The organism is Cupriavidus sp. U2, assembly GCF_009663685.2.
Taxonomy (GTDB): Bacteria; Pseudomonadota; Gammaproteobacteria; order Burkholderiales; family Burkholderiaceae; genus Cupriavidus; species Cupriavidus necator_C.
The window spans coordinates 78,390-102,371 of record NZ_RCOG02000001.1; the positions used below are offsets into that span (position 1 = coordinate 78,390).

The window sequence follows — 23,982 nt, forward strand, 5'->3', positions numbered from 1 at the left end:
CCCGCCTTAGTGCGCCGACGCGCCGAGGTAGGCCTCGATCACGGCAGGATTGCTCTGGACTTCATGCGGCAGGCCCTGCGCGATGACCTTGCCGTAGTCCAGCACGGTCAGGCGGTTGCACAGGCCCATCACCAGTTTCACGTCGTGCTCGATCAGCAGGATGGTCTTGCCATCGTTCTTGATCTTTTCCAGCAGGCCGCGCAGTTCCACCTTCTCGGTGGCGTTCATGCCGGCCGCGGGCTCGTCCAGGGCCAGCAGCTTGGGCTCGGTGGCCAGCGCGCGGGCGATCTCCAGACGGCGCTGGTGGCCGTACGACAGGTTCTTCGACGTGAAATTGGCGTATTTGCCAATGCCGACGTAGTCCAGCAGGTCGTGCGCCATGTCCTCGATGCCTTCTTCCTCGCGGCGCACCGCAGGCGGACGGAACACGGCGCCGAACAGGCCGGCCTTGGTCCGCACATGGCGGCCCACCATCACGTTTTCCAGCGCGGTCATGTCGCCGAACAGGCGGATGTTCTGGAACGTCCGCGCGATACCGGTCTTGGCCACCTCGTGCACGGCGGTCGGCTGGTACGGCTTGCCGCCCAGCACGAACTCGCCCGAATCGGGCGTGTACAGGCCCGTGATCACGTTGAAGAACGTGGTCTTGCCCGCGCCGTTCGGGCCGATCAGGCCGTAAATCTCACCGGGCTTGATCTGCAGGCCCACATCGGACAGCGCCTGCAGGCCGCCGAAACGCTTGTTGACCCCCTGTACGGACAGGAGGAATTCGGAATTGCTCATGTTGTCCTCCTGTTCAGAAACGGCCGACGTTGCCCGCGCGGCGCACCACCGGGCGATCTTCCTTGCGCGGCGATGGCCAGATGCCTGCCGGGCGGTACAGCATCACCGCCACCAGGGCCAGGCCGAACAGCAGCTGACGCAGCACTTCGGCATCGACGATCACGTGGCCGAACAGGCCGGTCTGGATCGGCTCCGCCACCACGCGCAGCAGTTCCTGGAAACCCACCAGCAGGACGCCGCCCAGGATCACGCCCGGGATATGGCCCATGCCGCCCAGCACCACGATGGCCAGGATGTAGATCGATTCCCACAGCGTGAACGATTCCGGCGAGACAAAGCCCTGGAACGCGCCGAACACCGCACCCGAGGCGCCGCCGAACGACGCACCCATAGCAAAGGCCAGCAGCTTCATGTTGCGGGTGTTGATGCCCATGGCCTTGGCCGCGATCTCGTCTTCGCGGATGGCCACCCAGGCCCGGCCGATGCGCGAGTTCTGCAGGCGCAGGCAGATGAACACGATCACGATGACCAGGAACACCACCAGGTAGTAGTACATGAAGACCGGCGTGAACTTCATCCCGAAGATCTCGTGCGATTTCGAGAAGTCGAAGCCGAAGATATGCACCGGGTCCACCGCCGTGATGCCCTTGGGGCCGTTGGTGATGTTCACCGGACGGTCCAGGTTGTTCATGAAGATCCGGATGATCTCGCCGAAGCCCAGGGTCACGATGGCCAGGTAGTCGCCGCGCAGCTTCAGCGTCGGCGCCCCCAGCAGCACCCCGAAGGTAGCCGCGATCAGCACCGCGCATGGCAATACGAGCCACATCGTCAGGTGCAGGCCGTTCGGGAACAGCTGGTGGATCCACTCGAACTGGTTGGCCAGGTGCGGCGAACCGAGCAGCGCCATGCTGTAGGCCCCCACCGCGTAGAACGCGATGTAGCCCAGGTCAAGCAGGCCGGCAAAGCCCACCACGATGTTCAGGCCCAGCGCCAGCATGATGTAGAGCAGCGCGAAGTCGAGCACGCGCACCCAGTAGTTGCCGCCGAAGGTCTGGACGAAGAACGGCGCGCACAGCGCCACCACCAGGAAGGCCAGCAAGGCCGCCAGGGTCTTGGCCGGGACACGCGACGGTGCCGCCACGGCCGTGGATGGAATCGGAGTATTCATGGATTCTCTCCCCTCAGGCCCGGTCGGCCACGCGTTCGCCCATGATGCCGGACGGACGGAACACAAGTACGGTAATCAGCACGATGAAGGCAAACACGTCCTGGTAGTTCGAGCCGAACACACCATTGGTCAGGTCGCCGATATAGCCGGCGCCCAGTGCCTCGATCAGCCCCAGCAGCATGCCGCCCACCATGGCGCCCGCCAGGTTGCCGATGCCGCCCAGCACGGCGGCGGTGAACGCCTTCAGGCCGGGGATGAAGCCCATGTAGAAGTGGGCGTTGCCGTAGTTGGTGGCCATCATCACGCCTGCCAGCGCCGCCAGCGTGGCGCCGATCATGAATGTGGCCGAGATCACGAAGTTGGGGTTCACGCCCATCAGGCCCGCCACCTTCTGGTTCTCGGCGGTGGCGCGCATGGCGCGGCCGAGCTTGGTGCGGTTGACCAGGGCCAGCAGGCCTGCCATGACCATCACGGCCAGGCCGATGATGACCATTTCCTTGCCGGTAATGGTGGCGCCGGTGGAACCGATGTCGATCGGGTCCGAAGGCAGCAGTTGCGGGAACGTCAGCGGGTTGCGCGACCAGATCAGCATCCCCATGGTCTGGAGGATGATCGAGACACCGATCGCGGTAATCAGCGGGGCCAGGCGCGGCGCGTTGCGCAACGGCCGGTAGGCCACGCGTTCAATGGTATAGGCAAGCACTGCACAGACGGGCATGGCGATCAGCGTGGCGATCACCAGCGTCAGCCATTCGGGCAGGCCGGGGGCGAATTTCTGCAGCCCCATGATTGCCGACAAAGCGGTCAGCGCGCCAATCATCAGGACGTCGCCATGCGCGAAGTTGATGATGCCCAGAATGCCGTAGACCATGGTGTAGCCCAGTGCGATCAGCGCATAGATGCTGCCGAGCACCAGACCGTTCACGATCTGCTGGATAAAGATATCCATGAAAACTCCTGCTTCAGCCCCGCTCCGGCCGGCATGGTGTGGATGCCGCGGAAGGGACGGTAATGTTGGATAGGTCGGGTAGGTTGGTAATCAGTTTTGCTGGTGTGCTGCCCGCCCTGTTCCACCCATGGTAAGGATGCTCATAACACGTTGGCGAGACTAAAAAGAACGGCACCGCAAGGTACTCACGGTGCCGTTCGTCTGGGACGGTAAGCCCCGGATTACATCTTCACGACGTCGAGGACGGACTTCTTCTTGTCCTTGTACTCGTACAGCGTGATGGTGCCTTCCTTCATGTCGCCCTTCTCGTCGAAGGCGATGTTGCCGATCACGCCCTTGTAGTTCGTCTTGGGCATTTCGGCCAGGATGGCAGCCGGTTCGGTCGAGTTGGCGCGCTTCATCGCATCCACGATCACCATCACGGCGTCATAGGTGAACGGTGCGTAGATCTGCACCGGCGAGTTGAAACGGGCCTGGTAGCGCTTCTCGAAATCGGCGCCCGTTTCCATCTTCGACAGGGCCAGGCCGGCTTCCGAGCAGATGATGTTGGTCACTGCGTCGCCAGCCAGTTCGGCCACCTTGTCGGTACACACGCCGTCGCCGCCAACGATCTTGGACGTGATGCCCAGTTCCTTGGCCTGCTTGGCGAACGGGCCGCCGGTGGCGTCCATGCCGCCGTACATGATCACGTCCGGCTTCTTGCCCTTGATCTTGGTCAGAATGGCCTTGAAGTCGGTGGCCTTGTCGTTGGTGGCTTCACGTGCCACCACGTTCACGCCGGCGGCCTTGGCAGTCTTCTCGAACTCGTCGGCCAGGCCCTTGCCGTAGGCGGTGGCGTCGTCGACGATCGCCACGCTCTTGGCGTGCAGGCTCTTGGCGGCGTAGTTGGCCAGTGCCGGGCCCTGCTGGGCGTCGGTGGCCACCACGCGGTACGTGGTCTTGAAGCCTTGCTTGGTGTAGTCGGGGTTGGTCGACGACGGCGAGATCTGCGTGATGCCGGCGTCGCTGTAGATCTTCGAGGCCGGGATCGACACGCCCGAATTCAGGTGACCCACCACGGCCACGACCTTGGCATCCACCAGCTTCTGGGCCACGGCGGTGCCGGTCTTCGGATCGGCGGCGTCGTCTTCGCCCACCAGCTCCAGCTTGATCTTCTTGCCGCCGATCTCCAGACCGGTCTTGTTCACTTCCTCGACGGCCAGGCGCGCGCCGTTTTCGTTGTCCTTGCCAAGGTGGGCGATGCCGCCCGTCAGCGGAGCGGCGTGGCCGATCTTGACGACGGTTTCACCGCCACCGGCGGCGGCAGGCGCCGCGGCGGCCGCCGGTGCAGATGCTGCCGCATCAGCCGGCTTTTCTTCCTTCTTGCCACATGCAGCGACCAGCGCCACAGCGGCCGCGATCGGCAGAATCTTGGCAAACGTGAATTGCATGAGTGATCTCCTAGGATTCACAAAAACAGGGAAATAACTACGCCTCCCGGACGTATTCCCTGGACCGCCTTTGTTTAGTTTCAATTTGAAACGCGCGCATTGTATCCCCTTTCTTTGCGGATGCAATACGCGACGCAACAACCTGAACCATTTACCCGCCAAATGAGCTAGGGAATTTCCCCAATGCACAGATTGGGGCAATCTCCGCCCACTTGGCAGACCCGTCTCCTTCCCTTTCAAGAATCATGCCTGCAGCGCCTGTGGCGCCGCACAGGGCACGAATTAAGCCGTCCCGGCGCCACCCATAATGCCGTGCTATTAATTAGGCATTTCATTCGATTTACCGGACGCCTGCTCTAATGTGCAGAATGTAGCGCCGCACCATAATAGGGAAAACCCCATTCCCCGGGATTACCCTGATATTGTCTGCGTGTTCGTACAGGTACCCCCGGATAATCACGCAAAATAAGGCATTGCGCCGCGCAAGGCGTATTGCAATGTATTCGCGAAGATACGGCTCGACGCACCGGCGCGGTGCAACCGGTGGCGATGGAATACGGAGAAGCGCGCCAGAAAGGGGGCGCGGTCGGGAGGAGGTGCCCTGGAAACGCAAAACGCCGCTGGCGGCTGGCCAGCGGCGTTCGGAAAAGTCAGAAAGCAGGCGGGGTCGTCAGGACTGGACCGACACGCTCGCCAGGCCGCGCGGCAGCGGGAACGACATGTTCTCTTCCACGCCCTCCAGGGCCCGCACGCTCTTGACGCCGAACGTGCGCAGGCGTTCGACGATGGCCTGGGCCAGCGCCTCGGGCGCCGACGCGCCGGCGGTCAGGCCGATCCGGCGCTTGCCGGCCACCCACTCGGGCTTGAGCTGCTCGGGGTCGTCCACCATGTAGGCCGGCACGCCAAGGCGGTCGGCCAGTTCGCGCAGGCGGTTCGAGTTCGAGCTGTTCGGGCTGCCCACCACGATCACCACTTCCACCTGGGGCACCATGAACTTCACGGCGTCCTGGCGGTTCTGCGTGGCATAGCAGATGTCCTGCTTCTTGGGCTCGCGGATCTGCGGGAAGCGCGACTTGAGCGCGGCCACGATTTCGGCCGTCTCGTCCACCGACAGCGTGGTCTGCGTGACGTACGCCAGCTGGGCCGGGTTGGCAACCTCAAGGCGGTTCACGTCTTCCACCGATTCCACCAGTAGCATGCCCTGCTCGGACTGGCCCATCGTGCCTTCCACCTCGGGGTGCCCCTTGTGGCCGATCATGATGATCTCGCAGCCTTCGGCGCGCATCTTGCCCACTTCGACGTGGACCTTGGTCACCAGCGGGCAGGTGGCATCGAATACCGTGAGGCCACGGCGCGTGGCATCGGCGCGCACTTCCTTCGACACGCCGTGCGCACTGAAGATAACGGTCGAACCGGCTGGCACTTCGTCCAGTTCGTCGATGAAGATCGCACCCTTCTTGCGCAGGTCGGCCACCACGTAGGCGTTGTGCACGATCTCGTGACGCACGTAGATCGGTGCGCCGAACCGCGACAGCGCGCGTTCGACGATTTCGATGGCGCGGTCCACGCCGGCGCAGAAGCCGCGCGGCTGCGCCATCAGGATTTCGGCGTCTGCAGAGGTAGTGAGTTCGGTCATGCTGCGTTCCATCGCCACGGCGGACATCAGAGAATTCCGATCAGCTGGACGTCGAACAGGATCGTCTGTCCGGCCAGCGGGTGGTTGAAATCGAAGAGCGCCGCGGTGTCGCCGTATTCCTTCAGCACGCCGGCGTACTTGCCGCCGCCGGGCGCGTTGAATTCGACGAGATCGCCGGGGGTGTATTCCTCTTCGAACGAGCTGTTCTCGCGCAGCGTGGCCAGCGAGACCCACTGCAGCAGTTCAGGATTGCGCGGGCCGAATGCGTGCTCGGCATCCAGCCGGTACGTCATGCGGTCGCCCTCGGGCATGCCCAGCAGCGCCTGCTCCAGCGTCGGGGCCAGCTGGCCCTGGCCCAGCAGCAGCGTGGCGGGCTTTTCCTCGAACGTGCTCACCACTTCGGTGCCGTTTTCGAGGGCGATACTGTAATGAAGCGTCAGGAAGGAATCGGCCTGGACGGTCTTGCGCGCGGACGCGCCACCAGCGGCGGCTTGCGCCGAAGAAGTTTGCAAAGTCATGGGAGTCAACCGGTCAACAGCCGCCATTGTATGCGACTGGACCGTCCGCCGCCGGGTACGGCCGCGCCCCTGTGTCGGAAATCGACGAAGTTGTTCCGCCGTCGCCGCGCTGGACAGGCCGCCCCAGCCCCATTACAGTGTGGCCCGCACCACTGTTCGTCCGTGGTGCGTCCAGAGCAGGACCGGCTTCCGGGCGTCATCCCACGTGACGCAGGCGGCACGGCGCAACAGCCCCCTTCCGAATCTGCCGGAAGGCATTGATTCGCCGCTCGATTCCGGTCTATAATGTTCGTTTCGCTGAAGTACCAATCCGCTGCAGTCCGGGCCCGTGCGCCTTTTGTTGATCTGTTGCGAACATTGTCCACGAATAAGATTTAGGAGTGCTTCATGGCACGCGTCTGTCAAGTGACCGGGAAAGCGCCGATGGTCGGCAACAACGTTTCCCACGCAAACAACAAGACCAAGCGCCGTTTTCTGCCCAACCTGCAGAACCGCCGCTTCTTCGTTGAATCGGAAAACCGCTGGGTGAGCCTGCGCGTCTCGAACGCCGGTCTGCGCCTGATCGACAAGAAAGGCATCGACGCCGTGCTCGCAGACCTGCGCGCACGCGGCGAAGTCTAATAAGGAGTAAATCATGGCCAGCAAAGGCGGACGCGACAAGATCAAGCTGGAATCGACCGCGGGTACCGGTCATTTCTACACGACCACCAAGAACAAGCGCACCATGCCGGAAAAGATGGAGATCTCGAAGTTCGATCCCATCGCCCGCAAGCACGTGCCTTACAAGGAAACCAAGATCAAGTAATTGATCCCTGGTCTTCAGCCGAAAGCCCCGCCCTCGCGGGGCTTTTTGCTTTGGGGCATCCGCCTGCACCGGGCTTGGGCGCCGCCGGCGTTGTGGCCCCTGCCTTCCCACGCCCCGCCAACCCTTGTCAGACAAGGGAAAGATGTCAGTTTCGTGGCAAGCCGGTGTAGACTTGCCAGCTTTCCCCATCACGCTTTCGCCCCCGAAGCGATCCCCCTGCACCATGAACTTCGATGTCGCGATTGTCGGCAGCGGTCTGGCCGGCCTTACCGTCGCGCTGCAACTGGCCGACACCCACCGGGTTGTCATCCTCAGCAAGCGCGCCATGACAACGGGGGCCAGCGACTGGGCGCAGGGCGGCATTGCGGCAGTGCTCGATTCCGGTGACAGCCACGACGAGCATACGCAGGACACGCTCGTCGCCGGTGCCGGACTCTGCGACGAGGAAGCCACGCGCTTCATCGTGGAGCATGGGCGCGAGGCAATCCAGTGGTTGATCGATCGCGGCGTGCCGTTCACGCGCGACGAGCAGGCGGAACTGGGCTTCCACCTGACGCGCGAGGGCGGCCACAGCCGCCGCCGGATCATCCACGCGGCCGATGCCACGGGCCACGCCGTGGTCACCACGCTGGCCGAGCAGGCGCGCAAGCATCCGAACATCACGATCCTGGAAGACCAGTTCGCGATCGACCTGATCACGTCGGCCAAGCTGGGACTGCCGGGCAACCGCTGCTACGGCCTCTACGTGCTGGATGTGACCACGGACGAGGTGCGCACCATCACGGCCACGCATACGGTGCTGGCGGCCGGCGGCGCGGGCAAGGTCTATCTCTATACAACCAATCCCGACACGGCCACCGGCGACGGCATCGCCATGGCCTGGCGCGCGGGCTGCCGTGTGGCGAACATGGAATTCATCCAGTTCCACCCGACCTGCCTCTATCACCCCTACGCCAAGTCGTTCCTGATCTCCGAGGCGGTGCGCGGCGAAGGCGGCCTGCTGAAGCTGCCCGACGGGACCCGTTTCATGCCCGAACACGACGAGCGTGCCGAACTGGCGCCGCGCGACGTGGTGGCCCGCGCCATCGACTTCGAAATGAAAAAGCGCGGCATCGACTGCGTCTATCTCGACATCACGCACCAGCCCGAGTCGTTCCTGAAGGAGCACTTTCCCACCATCCACGCACGCTGCCTGGAACTGGGCATCGACATCGCGCGCGAGCCGATTCCGGTGGTGCCGGCCGCGCACTACACCTGCGGCGGCGTGGTCACGGATACCGCGGGTCGCACCGATATCGGCAACCTGTACGCGGTCGGCGAGACCGGCTGCACGGGCCTGCATGGCGCCAACCGCCTGGCATCCAATTCGCTGCTCGAATGCATGGTGATCGGCCAGGCCGCAGCCTTGGACATCGCGTCACAGGGCAAGTCCGGCGCGCCCGATATCGCGCTGCCCGCCTGGGACGAAAGCCGGGTCTCGGATGCGGACGAAGAAGTGGTGGTATCGCACAACTGGGATGAGCTGCGCCGGATGATGTGGAATTACGTGGGCATCGTGCGCACCGACAAGCGCCTGGAGCGCGCCCAGCACCGCATCGGCCTGCTGCGCGAGGAGATCGCCGAGTACTACGCGAACTTCCGCGTCACGCGCGACCTGCTGGAGCTGCGTAACCTGGTGGAAGTGGCATCGCTGATCGTCGATGGCGCGTACTCGCGCCACGAGAGCCGCGGGCTGCACTACAGCCGGGACTATCCGGAAACGCTGCCGAAGGCGCTGCCCACGGTGCTGCAGCCGGAAACGGGCCGGGCGGCCCGCCACCGTCAGCACCGGCGCTGACCAAAGGGCCGAGGCTCGGCCCCTGGTTGGCCCTTAGCCGATGATGCGCAGCGAGTAGTCGGTCGCGCGCACATCCTTGGTGAGCGCGCCCACCGAGATGCGGTCGACACCGGTTTCGGCGGACCGGCGGATCGTCTCGTAGTTCACGCCGCCGGAGACTTCCAGCAACGCACGGTCGTGGTTCAGCGCCACGGCCTCGCGCATCATCTCCAGCGTGAAGTTGTCGATCAGCACCGACTTCGCGCCCGCTGCCAGGGCTTCTTCAAGTTCGGCGATCGATTCCACCTCGATCTGGATCGACGCCTCGGTACGCAGCGCCAGCGCGGCCTCCATCGCCGCCGTGATGCTGCCCGCCGCGGCAATGTGGTTTTCCTTGATCAAAATGCCGTCGTACAACGCCAGGCGCTGATTCTCTCCGCCACCCACCTTTACCGCATACTTCTGCGCCAGCCGCAGGCCAGGCAGCGTCTTGCGCGTATCGAGCACGCGTGCGCGCGTATCGGCGATCAGATCGGCGTAGCGGCGCGTGGCCGTGGCCACGCCCGACAGCAGCTGCAGGAAGTTCAGCGACGGACGCTCGGCGGTCAGCAGCGCCCGGGCCGGGCCCGTGATCTCGCAGACCACGTCGTCGGGCGCCATGCGCGCGCCCTCTTCCTTGCGCCACGTCACCTGCAGGCGCTCGTCCACGGCCTTCATGCACGCCTCGAACCACGGGCGCCCGCACAGCACGGCGGCTTCGCGCACGATCACGCGCGCCTGCACCGGCTTGTCGGCCGGCACCAGCAGGCCGGTCAGGTCGCCGGTGCCCACATCCTCGGCAATGGCGGCGCGAACATTGGCTTCCAGCGCCGCCTTGAGTGCCGGGCCGTAGCTGTCGAATACCGGATTCACGCTCATGCCGGGCCCACCCCCTGGAACAGCGCGGCCGCCTTGGCCAGGTCTGCGGCAGGACGCACATTGGTCTTCTGCTGCGCAGCGAAATCGAGCATGCGGTCGATGCAGGTGACGGCACGCCGGCCGATATCGGCATCGACGTGGATTTCATTGCGGCCGGTCTCTAGCACTTCGGCCAGATTGGTCAGTGCGTTCATGGCCATCCACGGGCAGTGCGCGCAGCTCTTGCAGGTGGCGCTGTTGCCGGCCGTGGGCGCCTCGATGAACAGCTTGCCCGGCGCGGCCATGCGCATCTTGTGCAGGATGCCGTTGTCGGTGGCCACGATGAATTCGTTCGCATCGAGCTGCTGGGCAGCGGCAATCAGCTGGCTGGTGGAGCCCACCACATCGGCCTGCTCGACCACGTTCGCGGGCGACTCCGGATGCACCAGGATCTTCGCCTGCGGGTGTTCGCGGCGCAGCAGGTCGAGTTCGATGCCCTTGAACTCGTCATGCACCAGGCACGAGCCCTGCCACAGCAGCATGTCGGCGCCAGTCTGCTTCTGGATATAGCTGCCCAGGTGCTTGTCCGGTGCCCACAGGATCTTCTCGCCGCGCGCGTGCAGATGCTCGACGATCTTCAGGCCGATGCTGGACGTCACCATCCAGTCGGCGCGCGCCTTCACGGCGGCGCTGGTGTTCGCGTAGACCACCACGGTCCGGTCCGGATGCGCGTCGCAGAACGCGGTGAATTCGTCGGCCGGGCAGCCCAGGTCGAGCGAACACGTCGCGTCGAGGTCCGGCATCAGGATGGTCTTTTCGGGGCTCAGGATCTTGGCCGTCTCGCCCATGAAGCGCACGCCGGCCACGACCAGCGTCTGCGCCGCGTGATCGCGGCCGAAACGCGCCATTTCCAGCGAATCGGACACACAGCCGCCCGTTTCCTCGGCCAGGTCCTGCAGGTCGGCATCGACGTAGTAATGCGCCACCAGCACCGCGTTGCGCTCCTTGAGCAGCTTGCGGATACGGTCCTTGAGGGCGCCGCGCTCATCCGGCGTCAGTGCCGGCGGCACCTTGGCCCAGGCATGGGCCACGCAGCTACCGCCGGCGGCGTTGTCGGCATCCGCGAGGTTCGGCTTTTCGAACTCGACGGTCTTGATCGATTGTGGGGTCATCTGTGCAGTACTCCTCGGGGCACCCGGTGGCCGCCGCGCTTGAGCGCGCGATCTATGCCGCGAACATGGGGGAGTGTAGCCAAAAGAAAAGCCCCGCCTGGGGCGGGGCTTTTAGCCATGACGGGCGCGTCGGCGATTGTATCAGGCGTACCGGCGCAGGCGCAGCGAAAACTCCTGCAGTGCCTGGATGCCGCTGGCTTCGGCGCGATGGCACCACGCCTGCAGCTGGGCCAGCAGTTGCTCGCGCGTCATGTTCGAGCGGCCCCAGATCACGGCCAGCTCGCGGCGCATTTCCACGTAGGTGTGCAGCATCTTGTTCTTCTCGGTGATGCTGGCCAGCTGCTGGCGCTGCGGCGCTCCCAGCTTCACTTCCTCGCGGTGGATCCACTTGCGGGCCGGCTTGTAGCTCTTGTACTCGGGCGAATTGCCTTCCTTGTGCTTGCGCAGCTCGGCCTTGTACGCGTTCTTGAGCGCCTTGGCGTAGCGCGCCATCACGTCGTAGCGGTTGGCGATGATCGCTTCCAGCGTGTTGTGATCCACCGGACGCGCTTCCACCAGGCGAGCCTTGGGCGGGGTCTTCTTGACCTTGGCCAGGCCGACCGACTGCATCGCGCGGATGTACCACCAGCCCACGTCGATCTCGTACCACTTGATCGAGAACTTGGCCGACGTCGGATACGTGTGGTGGTTGTTGTGCAGCTCTTCGCCACCAATGATGAAGCCCCACGGCGACACGTTGGTCGATGCGTCCTCGCAATCGTAGTTGCGATAACCCCACCAGTGGCCAAGGCCGTTGATGATGCCGGCGGCGTGGATCGGGATCCACAGCATCTGCACGGCCCACACGCTCATGCCGACCACGCCGAACAGCGCCAGGTCGATGATCAGCATCAGGCCCACGCCCTGCCAGCCAAAGCGCGAATACACATTGCGCTCGACCCAGTCATCGGGCGTGCCGTGACCGAACTTGGCGATGGTTTCCTTGTTCTTGGCCTCGGCGCGATACAGCTCCGCGCCTTCCAGCAGCACCTTGCGGATGCCGCGAGTCTGCGGGCTGTGCGGATCGTCCTCGGTTTCGCACTTGGCGTGGTGCTTGCGGTGAATGGCGGTCCATTCCTTGGTCACCATGCCCGTCGTCAGCCAGAGCCAGAAGCGGAAGAAATGCTGGGCAATGGGATGCAGGTCCAGCGACCGGTGCGCCATGCAGCGGTGCAGGAAGATCGTGACACCGGCAATCGTGATGTGCGTCACCACGAGCGTGTAGATCACGATCTCCCACCAGGACCAGTTGGCGAGGCCGTTGGCGGCCCAGTCAAGAATTGTGTCGAACAAACTATGTTCTCCGTCGTAAAACGAGTGTTTGCAGCGCGGCACCACCGTGCGGCGCACCTGTCGCGCAGAAAAAAGACTGCAAATTTATCGATTGCGATAGCTTTCTGGCGCGGGCTGTATCCCTGAGGGAGCCTGGCCGAGGCACGAACCGCTGCAATCTGGCGGTTGTCTGGTGTGGGGCTGCGGGTCATCCGTATACCCCGCGACAACCCGGCATTCTACCGGATCGGCGCGAGAGGGACATCCGCTTTTTCCCCGACTTCGATACCTGCCAGCGGCCTTTGTTCCGCAGGTGATGCGCGAGGAACTTACTCGGCGTTGGCTGCGGTGACGGACAAGGCACCCGGAGTGGGGTTCAGCACCCGCAATTCTCGCTGCGGGAACGGTATGGACACGCCATGTTGCTGGAAAGTTCGCCAAATGGCGCGGTTCATCGCCGATTGCACGCCCAGCTTGCCGTTCTGCGGATCGGCGATGTAGACGGCGGCTTCGTACTCGATACCGCTATCGGCAAACGCCACCAGGAAGGCGGCGGGCGCCGGGGCATCCAGCACACGCGGAATATCGCGCACACATTCCTGCAGCAGCCCGATCACCGTTTCGGGGTCCGTGTTGTAGTCGGCCTGCACCCGCACCGCCACCCGCACATTGGTGCCCGAGAACGAATGGTTCTGCACCGACTGGGCCACCAGCTGCTCGTTTGGCAGCAGCGTTTCGCCGTCGCCGTTGCGCAGCACCGTGTAGCGCGTGCGGATCTGCGACACGATCCCGGTGTACTTGTCCACGGTGATCTGGTCCCCGAGCGCGATCGAGCGGTCCAGCAGGATGATGAACCCGGAGATGTAATTGCTGGCGATCTTCTGCAGGCCCAGGCCGAGGCCCACGCCCAGCGCGCCGCCGAACACCGACAGCACGGTCAGGTCGATTCCCACCAGTGACAGGCTCACCAGCAGCGATACCAGCAACAGCAGCGCCTTGGTGATCCGCGTCAGCACCACCTTGAGATTGGCGTCCAGGGTCTGGGCGCGCATCAGGCGGTCTTCGAGCCAGGAGCCGAACCACATCGCCACCAGCACGGTCAGCAGGATCCAGACCACACCCATCAGCGCGTCGGCAATGCTGATCGGGTGCTTGCCGCCCACCGAGAACCGCACGGACTCCATCCACCGCACCACGTCTGGGAGCAGGCCTACCACATACAGCGCCATGCCGATCCACACCAGCGTGGTCAGCACCTTCTCCACCAGCACCAGCATGCCGTGGAGCTGTCCGTTGGCGGACATCACCCGGCGAAGGATATAGAAGGTGAAATACAGGCCCGTGATGCCGAACAACGGCACCAGCGCCAGCCGCAGCACGCTGATCGACGCGAACGGCGCCAGCGCGTACCGCGCCATCAGCACCAGCAGCCACGCGAACAGCGGGAACATGGCCCGCTCCAGGCTGACGGCCGCCAGGCGCAGCGCGAAGCTCGACGTCTGGTGCCGCGCTTCGAGCCGCTTGACCACGTTGCGCGCCAGCGGCCACGCCACCAGCAGGCACGCGGCCAGGATGCCGATCTGCCAGAAGAACCCTTGCCCGCCTGCATCGTGGATCAGGTCGTCGAGCATCTTGCCCATGACCGAATGCGAGCGGGTCAGCGCCGCGAGCGTATCGGGGTTCATCGTGCCGCCTTCTGCATGGTTTTGCGCATCTCCCGCTTCAACCTTTTACTCCCTTAGCGCGTGCGTTCCAGCACGGCCGCGAAGAAGCCGTCGGTCTGGTGGATGTGCGGATACAGCGCCAACATGCCGCCTTCTGCCGGCAAATCGGGCACCGTGATCTTCTGCTCCGCGAAAACCTCCGCCGCCGGCACGAGGCGGAAGTTCTCGTTCCTGGCCAGGAAATCACGGACGATGGCTTCGTTTTCGGCCTCCAGCACGCTGCAAGTGGCGTACACGACACGTCCGCCGCCCTTCACCAGCTTGGCAGCAGCCTCCAGGATCGCCGCTTGCTTGGCGGTCAGTTCCAGCACCGATTCGGGCGTCTGACGCCACTTCAGGTCCGGATTACGGCGCAGGGTGCCCAGGCCGCTGCACGGTGCATCGACCAGCACGCGGTCGATCTTGCCGGCAAGACGCTTGACCTTGACATCGCGCTCGGAGTCGATCAGCACCGGATGAACGTTGGACAAACCGCTACGTGCCAGGCGGGGCTTCAGGTTGGCCAGGCGCTTTTCCGACACATCGAACGCATAGAGGCGGCCCGTCGAACGCATGGCCACACCCAGCGCCAGCGTCTTGCCGCCTGCACCCGCGCAAAAGTCGACGACCATTTCGCGACGCTTCGGTGCCAGCAGATGGCACAGCAGTTGGCTGCCTTCGTCCTGTACTTCGACGCCGCCGTTGATGAACAGCGGCAGCTGGTTCAGCGCGGGCTTGCCCTTCAGGCGGATACCGGCGGGGGCCATCGGCGCCGGTTCGGCCGCGATACCAGCGGTCTGCAGTTCGGCCAGCGCCTCCTCGCGGGAGAGCTTGGCCGTGTTGACGCGCAGGTCCAGCGGTGCCGGGCGCAGCCAGGCATCGCCCAGGGCGGCCGTGAACGCTTCGCCATGATGCGCCACCAGGTCGTCGTACAGCCACTCCGGGAGGTTGGCACGCACGCGCGGCGCCAGGCTCGATCGCTCGATCGTGGTCAGGCGGTCCAGCCACTCGGCTTCGTCGGGATACAGGAACGGCGTCAGCGTGTCGCGACCCAGCGTGGCGGCGAGGCCCAGCAGGCCCAGGCGGCGCGTGGCCGCGCCGGTGCCGCTTTCGGCAAATTGACCAAATTCGACGCGTCGGCGCAACACTGCGAAAACTGCTTCGGCAATGATTCCGCGATCACGATGGCCAAGTTTGTTATTTTCACGGAAGTAGTGGCTCACCACGGCATCGGCCGGACGCGCGAACAGCAGCACCTTGCCGATCAGGCGGTCGATGTGCTGCAGGTGAAACGCCTGCAGCGCGCCCGGCGTACGCGGCGCGTGATTGGCCTGGTCACCCTGAGACCTGCGGATCGGGCTGGCCTTGCCCTTGCTGCCGCGCGAACGCTGGCGGTTGTCGCGGGAGGTCGTGTTTTCTTGTTGGCGACTCATGGCTGTTTTCCTGCCGCTGCGGGCGAGATGGCCATGAACCATTGGGGTTCGGCCGGTTGAACTTGAACTACGCCGTCCTGCACATGCAGGCGGTCTTCGACAAACCAGCGCACGGCGCGCGGGTAAATGACATGTTCGCTATCGAGCAAACGATCGGCCAGGGAGTCTGGCGTATCGCCAGGCAGAACGTCGAGCGCAGCCTGTACCACAATCGGGCCGTGATCGAGTTCGGGCGTGACGAAATGCACGGTCGCGCCATGCAGCTTGACGCCCGCCTCCAGGGCTTGCCGGTGCGTATGCATGCCCGGAAAGCTCGGCAGCAGCGACGGATGGATATTCAGCATCCGGCCCGCGTAATGCTCGACGAAGTCGTCGGTCAGGATACGCATGAAGCCGGCCAGCACCACCAGGTCGGGCTGGTACGCGTCGATGGCGTCGCGCATCTCCGCGTCGAAACTGGAACGATCGGGAAACTGCTTGTGATCCACCACGCCCGTGGCGATACCGTGATCGGCGGCAAACTGCAGGCCCGAGGCATCGGGCCGGTTCGACAGCACTGCGGCCACGCGCGCCGGCCACCGCTCGGCCGCGCAGGCCCGGACAATGGCTTCCATATTGGAGCCGCGCCCGGAAATCAATATGACAATATTTTTCATCGCCGCGATTCTACCAAGCTGTGGTGCAAACGCTTGCAATCCGTGCTCAATAGGTACTTAATTACCGCGAAACGCGCCTCCCACAACGCTTTTGGGCACGCCTGCAAGAAGAAATACCCAAGTGCCACCGATTGTGACGCGCACCCCGCTCTGTTAGAGTGGGTCCTACGTCCACGCGCCGCTTTCTCGGAAAACGGTGACAACAAGGACGAAACGGGAAATTAGACGGGAATACGCATGTCGAACGCTGCACCGACTTTGTTGGTGGTCGATGATCATCCTATGGCTCTTTCCGGCACCACCGCCTTCCTGGCGGAGGTGATGCCCGACGTTGCTGTCCACGCTGCCGGGAGCGCCAAGGAGGCTCTCCACTCGCTGAACCAGGGACTTCGTCCCGATATCGTGCTGCTCGATATCTGGTTGAATGACGGCACTGGCTTCGATGCCATGCAGGCGTTCAAGACCGTGATTCCGGGCGCACGTTTCATCTTCATGTCCGCCGAGGCCACGCCCGAGATCGTGGGCCGTGCGCGTGCGCTGTCCGCATGCGGCTTCGTCGGCAAGCATCTCGATGCCAATGCCTTTACGGCCGCCGTGCGCAAGGTGCTGGCCGGCGATACGAGCTTTCCGTCGGACGAAGCGCTGTCCGGTCGCTCGCAGTCGTTCGGCCCGGCGCACGGCATCCCCGTCACCCCGGCCGAACTGGGCCTGACGCCGCGCCAGGGCTCGGTGCTGGCACTGGTGCTGGAAGGGCTGCCGAACAAGGTCATCGCACGCAAGCTGGGGCTGACCGAAAACACGGTCAAGGAACACGTGTCTGCCATTCTGCAGCGCCTGGGCGTGCGTACGCGCATGCAGGTGATGTCGCGCATGGAGCGCTTCCGCCTGCGCCAGTAAGCGCCCTGCCCTGCCAGCCACAATAAGGAAACGCCGCCTCTGGTATCCAGGGCGGCGTTTTTGTCTGGATGATGCCTTTCGACGCGTCGTTGAACGGACCGGACAGACAGATAGACGGAACAGACGGCGACCGCTTCAGCCAACCTGCAGCCAGCGGCGCAGCAGCATGCGCAGATTGGCCGGGTCCACCGGCTTGGGCAGCACGAAATAGCCGGCATCCTCGGCCGCCAGCAGCGCCGCCGATTTCAGGTCGCCAGTCAGCAAGGCGCTGCGCGCCTGCGGCTGCGTGGTCTGCCAGCGTTCCAGCAGGTCCAGGCCGTTCTCGTTGCCCGGCAGGCGCAAGTCGCAGAAGATGATGTCCGGCTTCAGGCCCTTGGCGAACAGTGCATCGGCCTCCTGCCCGTGCGCGGCACAGGCGACGCGGATACCCCATGCCTCCATCAGCGCGATCCACGCCTTGCGGATCTGGCTGTCATCGTCCACCACCAGTACCGTGCCGCGCAGCCGATCCTGCCGCGCTTCCTCGGCCTGCGCATTGGCGCGCATGGCACGGACGTTGGCCACGGTCTCGGCCGGCACCGGCGCCAGCGCGAACCAGAACACCGAACCCTTGCCCGGCACCGAGCGCACGCCATAGGTGCCGCGCATCAATCGCACGCATTCCTTGAAGATGGCCAGCCCCAGCCCCAGGCCCTGCGACGGATCGCGCTGGGGGTTATGCACCTGGTAATAAGGCGAAAAAATCTCGGGCAAGTGTTCCGGCGTGATACCCGCGCCGGTGTCCCAGACTTCCACGCGCACATGCTTGCGGCGCTGCCGCGCGGTGACCAGGATGCCCCCGCGCCTGGTATAGCGCAGCGCGTTCTGCACGAGGTTGAACAGCGCGCGCCGCAGCAGCACAGGTTCGGCCATCGCGTAAAGTTCGTCAGGCACGCGCGGCGTCAGCGTCAGACCGCTCTCGCGCGCATCGGCGGCGAACTGGCTCATGACGTCGTGGATCAACGAGTGCAGCTCGCATGGCTCCAGCGTGGGCAGCACCTTGCGCCCTTCGAGCTTGGACAAGTCCAGCAGCGAGCGGAACAGCAGGTCGATGGTCTGCGTGCCGGCCGCCACCTGCTCCACCAGCGGATGCAGCGCGCTGGACTGGTTGCGCGCGCGCAGCGCCTCGACCAGCATCACCAGCGCGTGCACGGGCTGGCGCAGGTCGTGGCTGGCGGCAGCCAGGAAGCGAGATTTTTCCTCGCTGGCATGGAGCGCCCGCTCCTTTTCCTCCTGGAACTGCTTGGCCAGCCGGCGGCTTTCCGATTCGAGCTGGATGGCGCGCACCAGCGTATGCTGCAGGTTCAGCGAATGGCGCGCCAGCATCAGCGCATAGACCACCAGCAGCAGCTGCACGTAGCCGCCATGGGCCGGAAAGGCGATCTCGGCCAGCAGGATATTGGGCACCAGGATCGGCACGCCGGCAAAAACCAGATTCGAAGGGATCGGCGACTGCGACGTGGCGCCGCCCGCCAGCACTCCCAGCGTCAGCAGGTACAGCACGCTGGAAAACACCACCGAGCCTGTATACAAATGCAGCAGCGCCGAGCTTCCCCAGGTCAGGCCTGTCAGGAAGGCTATCGCCCGCATGTTGTTCCACCACTTGCGCGTGTGCGCCGAACGGCTCATCTTGCCGCTGTCGCGCTGGTATCCGAGGTAGAACCAGCTGCCGCCAGCCGTCAGCAGCAGCATGATTGCGCACCAGACCAGTAGCGCGGCATGGCTGGCTTCGTTCCAGAACGCCCAGGCGGTCAGGCCCGGCAGGAGCACGGACGAGGCAATGGCGGTGGGGGAGACGCGATGGACCGTGGCCAGCAGCTTGGCCCGCGTCTCGGTGTCCAGTTGCGGCCCGGGGGGCGGCAATATCTTGTTAAGCAGCGCGTTCAAGTGTGGCCTGGCATGTAAGGCGACGACATTCCGCTGCGACAGACCCGGGGAGCGGCGACTGTTGCAGGAATCGCGCGGTTCTTGTTCTGAATTGGGCATATCATGCCGCCTTTTGCGGCGCTGCGCCATGGCGGAGTGGCGGATAGGCCCACAAATTCGCCATTTGTGGGCAGCTTGCCTACAACGGCACAAGGCCGGTGCCGTCAAAAGAGGCAATCCGGCGGCACGCGGGGCCATTCGCCTTATAATGCTCGCTTTCCCTGAAAAGCTCGTCCGCCGTCCTCGTGAAAGTCTTCCGCGGCCTGCCCAACGCCGAAAGCCGGGCGCCCTGCGCGCTCACCATCGGCAATTTCGACGGTGTGCATCGCGGCCACCAGTCGCTGCTCGCGCGCGCCCGTGCGGCCGCCGACGCGCGCGGCCTGCCGCTATGCGTCATGACGTTCGAGCCGCACCCGCGCGAATTCTTTGCGCCGGAGCACGCCCCCACCCGCATTGCCCTGCTGCGCGACAAGCTCGATGCCCTGCGCCGCAACGGCGTGGACCGCGTGGTGGTGGAACACTTCAACGCCCATTTTGCCGCCCAGTCGCCGCAGCAGTTCGTCGAGAACGTGCTCTGGCACGGCCTGCATGCGCGCTGGGTGCTGGTGGGCGACGATTTTCGCTTTGGCGCCAAGCGCGCCGGCGACTTCGGCTACCTGCAGCAGGCCGGCGGCCAGTTTGGCTTCGATGTGGAGCAGATGGGCTCGGTCTCCGAAGGCGGCATCCGCATTTCGAGTTCGGCCGTGCGCCAGGCGCTGGCCGATGGCGACCTGGAACACGCGCGTCGCCTGCTGGGCCACGGCTATGCCATCAGCGGCCACGTGATTCACGGCCGCAAGCTGGGCCGCAACCTGGGGTTTCCGACCCTGAACCTGCGGATCACGCACAAGCGCCCGGCCGTGAACGGCATCTTCGTGGTGCAGGTCCATGGCATTGCCGACCACCCGCTGCCAGGCGTGGCCAGCATTGGCGTGCGACCCACCGTGGAAGACGCCGGCCGCGTGCTGCTGGAGGTGCATTTGTTCGACTTCAACGCGAACCTCTACGGCAAGCTGGTGCGCGTGGAATTCATGAAGAAGCTGCGCGACGAAGAGCGTTTTCACACGCTCGAGGCGCTGACCGAGGCCATCGCCAAGGATGCCCGCGAAGCCCGGGCGTTCTTCGGCCTGGAGGCCGCCAATCCGGCCGGCGACCGGCGCGACTTCGCCACCTCCGCCACCGACCGAATTAGCTAGCGGCCGGCGGCGCGCCCATGCATGCGCGCCGCCGGGACCCGCCCTGCCTTGCCCCGAAATGACACGCGCGCGGCGGTCATCCCCCGGTCCGCGCCCAAACGAATTGCCCCGAGAATCAACCATGTCCGACGACAAACGCGCCAAGCCTGAAAAAAGCAAGTATCCGGTCAACCTGCTGGATACCCCGTTCCCGATGCGCGGCGACCTGCCCAAGCGCGAGCCGCTGTGGGTCAAGCAATGGCAGGACAAGCAGCTCTACAAGAAGATCCGCGCCGCGCGCAAGGGGGCGAAGAAGTTCGTGCTGCACGACGGCCCCCCGTACGCCAACGGTGACATCCACATCGGCCATGCGGTGAACAAGGTCCTGAAGGACATGATCATCAAGGCGCGCGGCCTGACCGGCCTGGACGCCGTCTACGTGCCGGGCTGGGACTGTCACGGCATGCCGATCGAGATCCAGATCGAGAAGCAGTTCGGCAAGGGCCTGCCGGTGCAGGAAGTCCAGGCCAAGGCACGCGCCTACGCCACCGAGCAGATCGCCCGCCAGAAGAAGGACTTCGAGCGCCTGGGCGTGCTGGGCGACTGGGACAATCCGTACCTGACCATGAACTTCAGCAACGAAGCCGACGAGCTGCGTGCGCTGGGCAAGATCATGGAAAAAGGCTATGTGTTCCGCGGCCTGAAGCCGGTGAACTGGTGCTTCGACTGCGGTTCGGCACTGGCCGAGGCCGAAGTCGAATACAAGGACAAGGTCGACCTGTCGATCGACGTGGGCTTCCCGTTCGCGGAGACCGACAAGATCGCCCACGCGTTCCACGTGCCGCTGGCGCAGCTCGAAGGCAAGCCGGGCTGGATCGTGATCTGGACCACCACGCCATGGACGATCCCGTCCAACCAGGCGCTGAACATGCACCCGGAAGTGGAATACGCGCTGGTCGAGACCCCGCGCGGCTTCCTGATCCTGGCAAAGGATCGCGTCGAGGAACAGCTGAAGACCTATGCGCTGGAAGGCCGGATCGTGGCTACCGCGCGCGGCGATGCGCTGACCGAGGTGCGCTTCCACCATCCGCTGTCCAGGATGGACGCCGGCTACGCGCGCACGTCGCCGGTGTACCTGGGCGACTACGTGACCACCGACACCGGCACCGGCATCGTCCACTCGGCCCCCGCCTACGGCGTGGAGGATTTCCAGTCGTGCAAGGCGCACGGCATGCCGGATTCGGAAATCATCAGCCCGGTGATGGGCGATGGCGTCTATGCCAGCACGCTGCCGCTGTTCGGCGGCCTGTCGATCTGGGATGCCAACCCGAAAATCGTCGAAGTACTAAGTGAGTCGGGCAACCTGTTCAACTCGCACAAGTACGAGCACAGCTACATGCATTGCTGGCGCCACAAGACGCCGATCATCTACCGCGCCACGTCGCAGTGGTTCGCGGGCATGGACGTGGACCCGGCCGACAACGGCCCGACGCTGCGCGAGAGCGCGCTGGCCGGCATCGAGGGCACCGAGTTCTACCCGTCGTGGGGCAAGCAGCGCCTGCACAACATGATCGCCAACCGCCCGGACTGGACGCTGTCGCGCCAGCGCCAATGGGGCGTGCCGATGGCCTTCTTCATCCACAAGGAAACCGGCGCGCTGCATCCGCGTACGCCGGAGCTGCTGGAAGAAGTGGCCCGGCGCGTGGAGCAGCACGGCATCGAGGCCTGGCAGTCGCTGGACCCGAAGGACCTGCTGGGCGACGAAGCCGCGCTCTATGAGAAGAACCGCGACACGCTGGACGTCTGGTTCGACTCCGGCACCACGCACTGGACCGTGATCCGTGGCTCGCATCGCGACGAACTCTACGATCCGTCGGCCGACACGCCCGATGGCCGTCTGGCCGACCTCTACCTGGAAGGCTCGGACCAGCACCGCGGCTGGTTCCATTCGTCGCTGCTGACCGCCTCGATGCTGTACGGCAAGCCGCCCTACAAGGCGCTGCTGACGCACGGTTTCACGGTGGACGGCGAAGGCCGCAAGATGTCGAAGTCGGTGGGCAACACGGTGGCGCCGCAGGACATCTCGAACAAGATGGGCGCGGAAATCATCCGCCTGTGGGTCGCTTCGACCGACTATTCCGGCGAGCTGTCGATCTCCGAGGAAATCCTCAAGCGCGTGGTGGAAGGCTATCGCCGCATCCGCAACACGCTGCGCTTCCTGCTGGCCAACCTGACCGACTACGACCACGCGAAGCATGCGCTGCCGGCCGCGGAATGGCTGGAAATCGACCGCTACGCGGTGGCCCTGACCGACCGCCTGCAGAAGGAAGTGCTGTCGCACTACCAGGCGTACGAGTTCCACCCGGTGGTGGCCAAGCTGCAGACATTCTGCTCGGAAGACCTGGGCGGCTTCTACCTCGACGTGCTGAAGGACCGCCTGTACACGACGGCCCCCGATTCGCAGGCGCGCCGTGCCGCGCAGAACGCGCTGTACCACATCACCCAGGCGATGCTGCACTGGATGGCGCCGTTCCTGTCGTTCACGGCCGAGGAAGCCTGGCAGGTGTTCGCGCATGGCACCGAGCACACCGACACGATCTTCACGAGCACGTACTACGACCTGCCCCCGGTCAGCGAAGCCGACGACCTGCTGCAGAAGTGGCACGAGATCCGCGCGGTGCGCGCCGAAGTCACGCGCCAGCTGGAAGCGGTGCGCGTGGAAGGCGACATTGGTTCGTCGCTGCAGGCCGAGGTCACGATCGCCGCCGGCGGTCCGGTGCTGGCCGCGCTGCAGAGCCTGTCCGACGACCTGCGCTTCGTGCTGCTCACGTCGGCGGCCAAGGTCACACCGGCGCCGGAAGGCGGCGACCTGCTGGTGACGGTCACGCCGTCGCAGCACGCCAAGTGCGAACGTTGCTGGCACTATCGCGCCGACGTGGGCCACAACCCGGCGCATCCCACCCTTTGCGGCCGCTGCGACAGCAACCTGTTCGGCGCCGGTGAACACAGGAGCCACGCCTGATGGCATCGTCCTCGACCCGTTCGTCGCGTTCGTCCTCGCCGCGCAGCAAGAGCAAGTCCGGCGGCAAGCCCAGCGCCAACGTCACGCCGTGGCTGTGGATGGCGTTTGCGCTGCTGGTGGTGATGATCGACCAGTTCTTCAAGGTCGTGATCACCCGGTCGTTCCAGTACGCCGAATCGCGGCCCGTCACCAGCTTCTTCAACCTGGTGCTGGTCTACAACAAGGGCGCGGCGTTCAGCTTTCTGGCTGACGCCGGCGGCTGGCAACGCTGGTTCTTCACGGTGCTGGGCGTGGCGGTGGGCGGCTTCATCGTCTGGCTGCTGTATCGCCATACCGGGCAGAAGATGTTCTGCCTGGCCGTGTCGCTGGTCCTGGGCGGCGCGGTGGGCAACGTGGTGGACCGCGTGATCCACGGCCATGTGATCGACTTCCTGGACTTCCACTGGCGCAACACGCATTTTCCGGCCTTCAACGTGGCCGATTGCGCAATCACGGTCGGCGCGATCCTGCTGATCGTGGACGAATTGCGACGCGTGCGACGTCACTGAGGGCTCGTCGTACTCCCCTCTCCCGGCCGCGGGAGAGGGGTTGGGGGAGAGGGCTCGGA

20 protein-coding genes are annotated in these 23,982 nt (G+C 64.7%); 7 read left to right on the plus strand and 13 right to left on the minus strand.

Features of this window, described 5'->3' with window-relative positions; genetic code table 11:
- Window positions 1-6 precede the first annotated feature (6 nt).
- The 6 genes from D9X30_RS00365 to D9X30_RS00390 form a co-directional block, all read right to left on the minus strand.
- Complete coding sequence (locus tag D9X30_RS00365) at window positions 7-783, minus strand: ABC transporter ATP-binding protein (RefSeq protein WP_153947356.1); 777 nt, start codon at window positions 781-783, stop codon at window positions 7-9.
- A 13-nt stretch (window positions 784-796) separates the two neighbouring features.
- The gene (locus D9X30_RS00370; RefSeq protein WP_153947355.1) at window positions 797-1,951 is read right to left on the minus strand and encodes an ABC transporter permease subunit; all 1,155 of its coding nucleotides are present in this window, start codon (window positions 1,949-1,951) and stop codon (window positions 797-799) included.
- Window positions 1,952-1,964: 13 nt separating this feature from the next.
- On the minus strand, window positions 1,965-2,900 hold the full coding sequence (locus D9X30_RS00375) for a branched-chain amino acid ABC transporter permease (protein ID WP_092601748.1): 936 nt from the start codon (window positions 2,898-2,900) through the stop codon (window positions 1,965-1,967).
- Between the two features lie 221 nt (window positions 2,901-3,121).
- Window positions 3,122-4,330, minus strand: coding sequence for a branched-chain amino acid ABC transporter substrate-binding protein (locus D9X30_RS00380; protein WP_153947354.1), 1,209 nt, complete (start codon window positions 4,328-4,330; stop codon window positions 3,122-3,124).
- Window positions 4,331-5,000: 670 nt separating this feature from the next.
- A complete protein-coding gene (gene ispH, locus D9X30_RS00385) occupies window positions 5,001-5,993 on the minus strand; it encodes a 4-hydroxy-3-methylbut-2-enyl diphosphate reductase (protein WP_153947353.1) in 993 nt (330 codons plus the stop codon).
- Window positions 5,993-6,484, minus strand: coding sequence for an FKBP-type peptidyl-prolyl cis-trans isomerase (locus tag D9X30_RS00390; protein ID WP_029051225.1), 492 nt, complete (start codon window positions 6,482-6,484; stop codon window positions 5,993-5,995). Before D9X30_RS00390 ends, ispH begins: the two co-directional genes overlap by 1 nt.
- A gap of 387 nt (window positions 6,485-6,871) precedes the next feature.
- Here D9X30_RS00390 and rpmB point away from each other — a divergent pair, with 387 nt between their 5' ends.
- From rpmB to nadB, 3 genes are all read left to right on the plus strand, one after another.
- Window positions 6,872-7,105: a 50S ribosomal protein L28 gene (gene rpmB, locus D9X30_RS00395; protein ID WP_008644908.1), complete on the plus strand. Its 234-nt coding sequence runs from the start codon at window positions 6,872-6,874 to the stop codon at window positions 7,103-7,105.
- A gap of 13 nt (window positions 7,106-7,118) precedes the next feature.
- Entirely contained in the window at window positions 7,119-7,289 is a 171-nt protein-coding gene (rpmG, locus tag D9X30_RS00400) for a 50S ribosomal protein L33 (protein ID WP_029051226.1), read from the plus strand.
- Window positions 7,290-7,512: 223 nt separating this feature from the next.
- On the plus strand, window positions 7,513-9,126 hold the full coding sequence (gene nadB, locus D9X30_RS00405) for an L-aspartate oxidase (RefSeq protein ID WP_153947352.1): 1,614 nt from the start codon (window positions 7,513-7,515) through the stop codon (window positions 9,124-9,126).
- Window positions 9,127-9,159: 33 nt separating this feature from the next.
- On the opposite strand, the gene nadC is transcribed toward nadB, so the two are convergent.
- The 6 genes from nadC to purN form a co-directional block, all read right to left on the minus strand.
- The gene (gene nadC, locus D9X30_RS00410; protein ID WP_153947351.1) at window positions 9,160-10,023 is read right to left on the minus strand and encodes a carboxylating nicotinate-nucleotide diphosphorylase; all 864 of its coding nucleotides are present in this window, start codon (window positions 10,021-10,023) and stop codon (window positions 9,160-9,162) included.
- Window positions 10,020-11,174, minus strand: coding sequence for a quinolinate synthase NadA (gene nadA, locus D9X30_RS00415; RefSeq protein WP_153947350.1), 1,155 nt, complete (start codon window positions 11,172-11,174; stop codon window positions 10,020-10,022). Before nadA ends, nadC begins: the two co-directional genes overlap by 4 nt.
- Before the next feature lie 141 nt (window positions 11,175-11,315).
- On the minus strand, window positions 11,316-12,506 hold the full coding sequence (locus D9X30_RS00420) for a DesA family fatty acid desaturase (RefSeq protein WP_153947349.1): 1,191 nt from the start codon (window positions 12,504-12,506) through the stop codon (window positions 11,316-11,318).
- A 308-nt stretch (window positions 12,507-12,814) separates the two neighbouring features.
- On the minus strand, window positions 12,815-14,170 hold the full coding sequence (locus D9X30_RS00425; protein WP_153947348.1) for a mechanosensitive ion channel family protein: 1,356 nt from the start codon (window positions 14,168-14,170) through the stop codon (window positions 12,815-12,817).
- A gap of 53 nt (window positions 14,171-14,223) precedes the next feature.
- Window positions 14,224-15,621 carry an RsmB/NOP family class I SAM-dependent RNA methyltransferase gene (locus D9X30_RS00430; RefSeq protein WP_153947347.1) on the minus strand — a complete coding sequence of 466 codons (1,398 nt, stop codon included), beginning with the start codon at window positions 15,619-15,621 and terminating at the stop codon, window positions 14,224-14,226.
- Entirely contained in the window at window positions 15,618-16,277 is a 660-nt protein-coding gene (purN, locus tag D9X30_RS00435) for a phosphoribosylglycinamide formyltransferase (RefSeq protein WP_153947346.1), read from the minus strand. The genes D9X30_RS00430 and purN overlap by 4 nt, the downstream gene beginning before the upstream one ends.
- Before the next feature lie 237 nt (window positions 16,278-16,514).
- Between purN and D9X30_RS00440 the strand changes: the two genes are divergently transcribed.
- Complete coding sequence (locus D9X30_RS00440; protein WP_029051234.1) at window positions 16,515-17,174, plus strand: response regulator; 660 nt, start codon at window positions 16,515-16,517, stop codon at window positions 17,172-17,174.
- Between the two features lie 135 nt (window positions 17,175-17,309).
- Here D9X30_RS00440 and D9X30_RS00445 read toward each other — a convergent pair whose 3' ends face one another.
- Window positions 17,310-19,100 carry an ATP-binding response regulator gene (locus D9X30_RS00445; protein ID WP_153947345.1) on the minus strand — a complete coding sequence of 597 codons (1,791 nt, stop codon included), beginning with the start codon at window positions 19,098-19,100 and terminating at the stop codon, window positions 17,310-17,312.
- A 284-nt stretch (window positions 19,101-19,384) separates the two neighbouring features.
- Here D9X30_RS00445 and D9X30_RS00450 point away from each other — a divergent pair, with 284 nt between their 5' ends.
- The 3 genes from D9X30_RS00450 (at window position 19,385) to lspA (ending at window position 23,923) form a co-directional block, all read left to right on the plus strand.
- Window positions 19,385-20,374, plus strand: coding sequence for a bifunctional riboflavin kinase/FAD synthetase (locus D9X30_RS00450; RefSeq protein WP_249640845.1), 990 nt, complete (start codon window positions 19,385-19,387; stop codon window positions 20,372-20,374).
- A gap of 121 nt (window positions 20,375-20,495) precedes the next feature.
- Window positions 20,496-23,375 carry an isoleucine--tRNA ligase gene (gene ileS / locus D9X30_RS00455; RefSeq protein WP_153947343.1) on the plus strand — a complete coding sequence of 960 codons (2,880 nt, stop codon included), beginning with the start codon at window positions 20,496-20,498 and terminating at the stop codon, window positions 23,373-23,375.
- Window positions 23,375-23,923, plus strand: a complete 549-nt coding sequence (lspA, locus tag D9X30_RS00460) for a signal peptidase II (protein WP_153947342.1) — start codon at window positions 23,375-23,377, stop codon at window positions 23,921-23,923. The genes ileS and lspA overlap by 1 nt, the downstream gene beginning before the upstream one ends.
- Window positions 23,924-23,982: the final 59 nt, after the last annotated feature.

Excerpts from the sequence above, each read along its gene's own strand:
- D9X30_RS00365 (WP_153947356.1), bottom strand. The coding sequence starts at position 783 with ATGAGCAATTCCGAATTCCTCCTGTCCGTACAGGGGGTCAACAAGCGT.
- D9X30_RS00370 (WP_153947355.1), bottom strand. The coding sequence starts at position 1,951 with ATGAATACTCCGATTCCATCCACGGCCGTGGCGGCACCGTCGCGTGTC.
- D9X30_RS00375 (WP_092601748.1), bottom strand. The coding sequence starts at position 2,900 with ATGGATATCTTTATCCAGCAGATCGTGAACGGTCTGGTGCTCGGCAGC.
- D9X30_RS00380 (WP_153947354.1), bottom strand. The coding sequence starts at position 4,330 with ATGCAATTCACGTTTGCCAAGATTCTGCCGATCGCGGCCGCTGTGGCG.
- ispH (WP_153947353.1), bottom strand. The coding sequence starts at position 5,993 with ATGTCCGCCGTGGCGATGGAACGCAGCATGACCGAACTCACTACCTCT.
- D9X30_RS00390 (WP_029051225.1), bottom strand. The coding sequence starts at position 6,484 with ATGACTTTGCAAACTTCTTCGGCGCAAGCCGCCGCTGGTGGCGCGTCC.
- rpmB (WP_008644908.1), top strand. The coding sequence starts at position 6,872 with ATGGCACGCGTCTGTCAAGTGACCGGGAAAGCGCCGATGGTCGGCAAC.
- rpmG (WP_029051226.1), top strand. The coding sequence starts at position 7,119 with ATGGCCAGCAAAGGCGGACGCGACAAGATCAAGCTGGAATCGACCGCG.
- nadB (WP_153947352.1), top strand. The coding sequence starts at position 7,513 with ATGAACTTCGATGTCGCGATTGTCGGCAGCGGTCTGGCCGGCCTTACC.
- nadC (WP_153947351.1), bottom strand. The coding sequence starts at position 10,023 with ATGAGCGTGAATCCGGTATTCGACAGCTACGGCCCGGCACTCAAGGCG.
- nadA (WP_153947350.1), bottom strand. The coding sequence starts at position 11,174 with ATGACCCCACAATCGATCAAGACCGTCGAGTTCGAAAAGCCGAACCTC.
- D9X30_RS00425 (WP_153947348.1), bottom strand. The coding sequence starts at position 14,170 with ATGAACCCCGATACGCTCGCGGCGCTGACCCGCTCGCATTCGGTCATG.
- D9X30_RS00430 (WP_153947347.1), bottom strand. The coding sequence starts at position 15,621 with ATGAGTCGCCAACAAGAAAACACGACCTCCCGCGACAACCGCCAGCGT.
- purN (WP_153947346.1), bottom strand. The coding sequence starts at position 16,277 with ATGAAAAATATTGTCATATTGATTTCCGGGCGCGGCTCCAATATGGAA.
- D9X30_RS00440 (WP_029051234.1), top strand. The coding sequence starts at position 16,515 with ATGTCGAACGCTGCACCGACTTTGTTGGTGGTCGATGATCATCCTATG.
- ileS (WP_153947343.1), top strand. The coding sequence starts at position 20,496 with ATGTCCGACGACAAACGCGCCAAGCCTGAAAAAAGCAAGTATCCGGTC.
- lspA (WP_153947342.1), top strand. The coding sequence starts at position 23,375 with ATGGCATCGTCCTCGACCCGTTCGTCGCGTTCGTCCTCGCCGCGCAGC.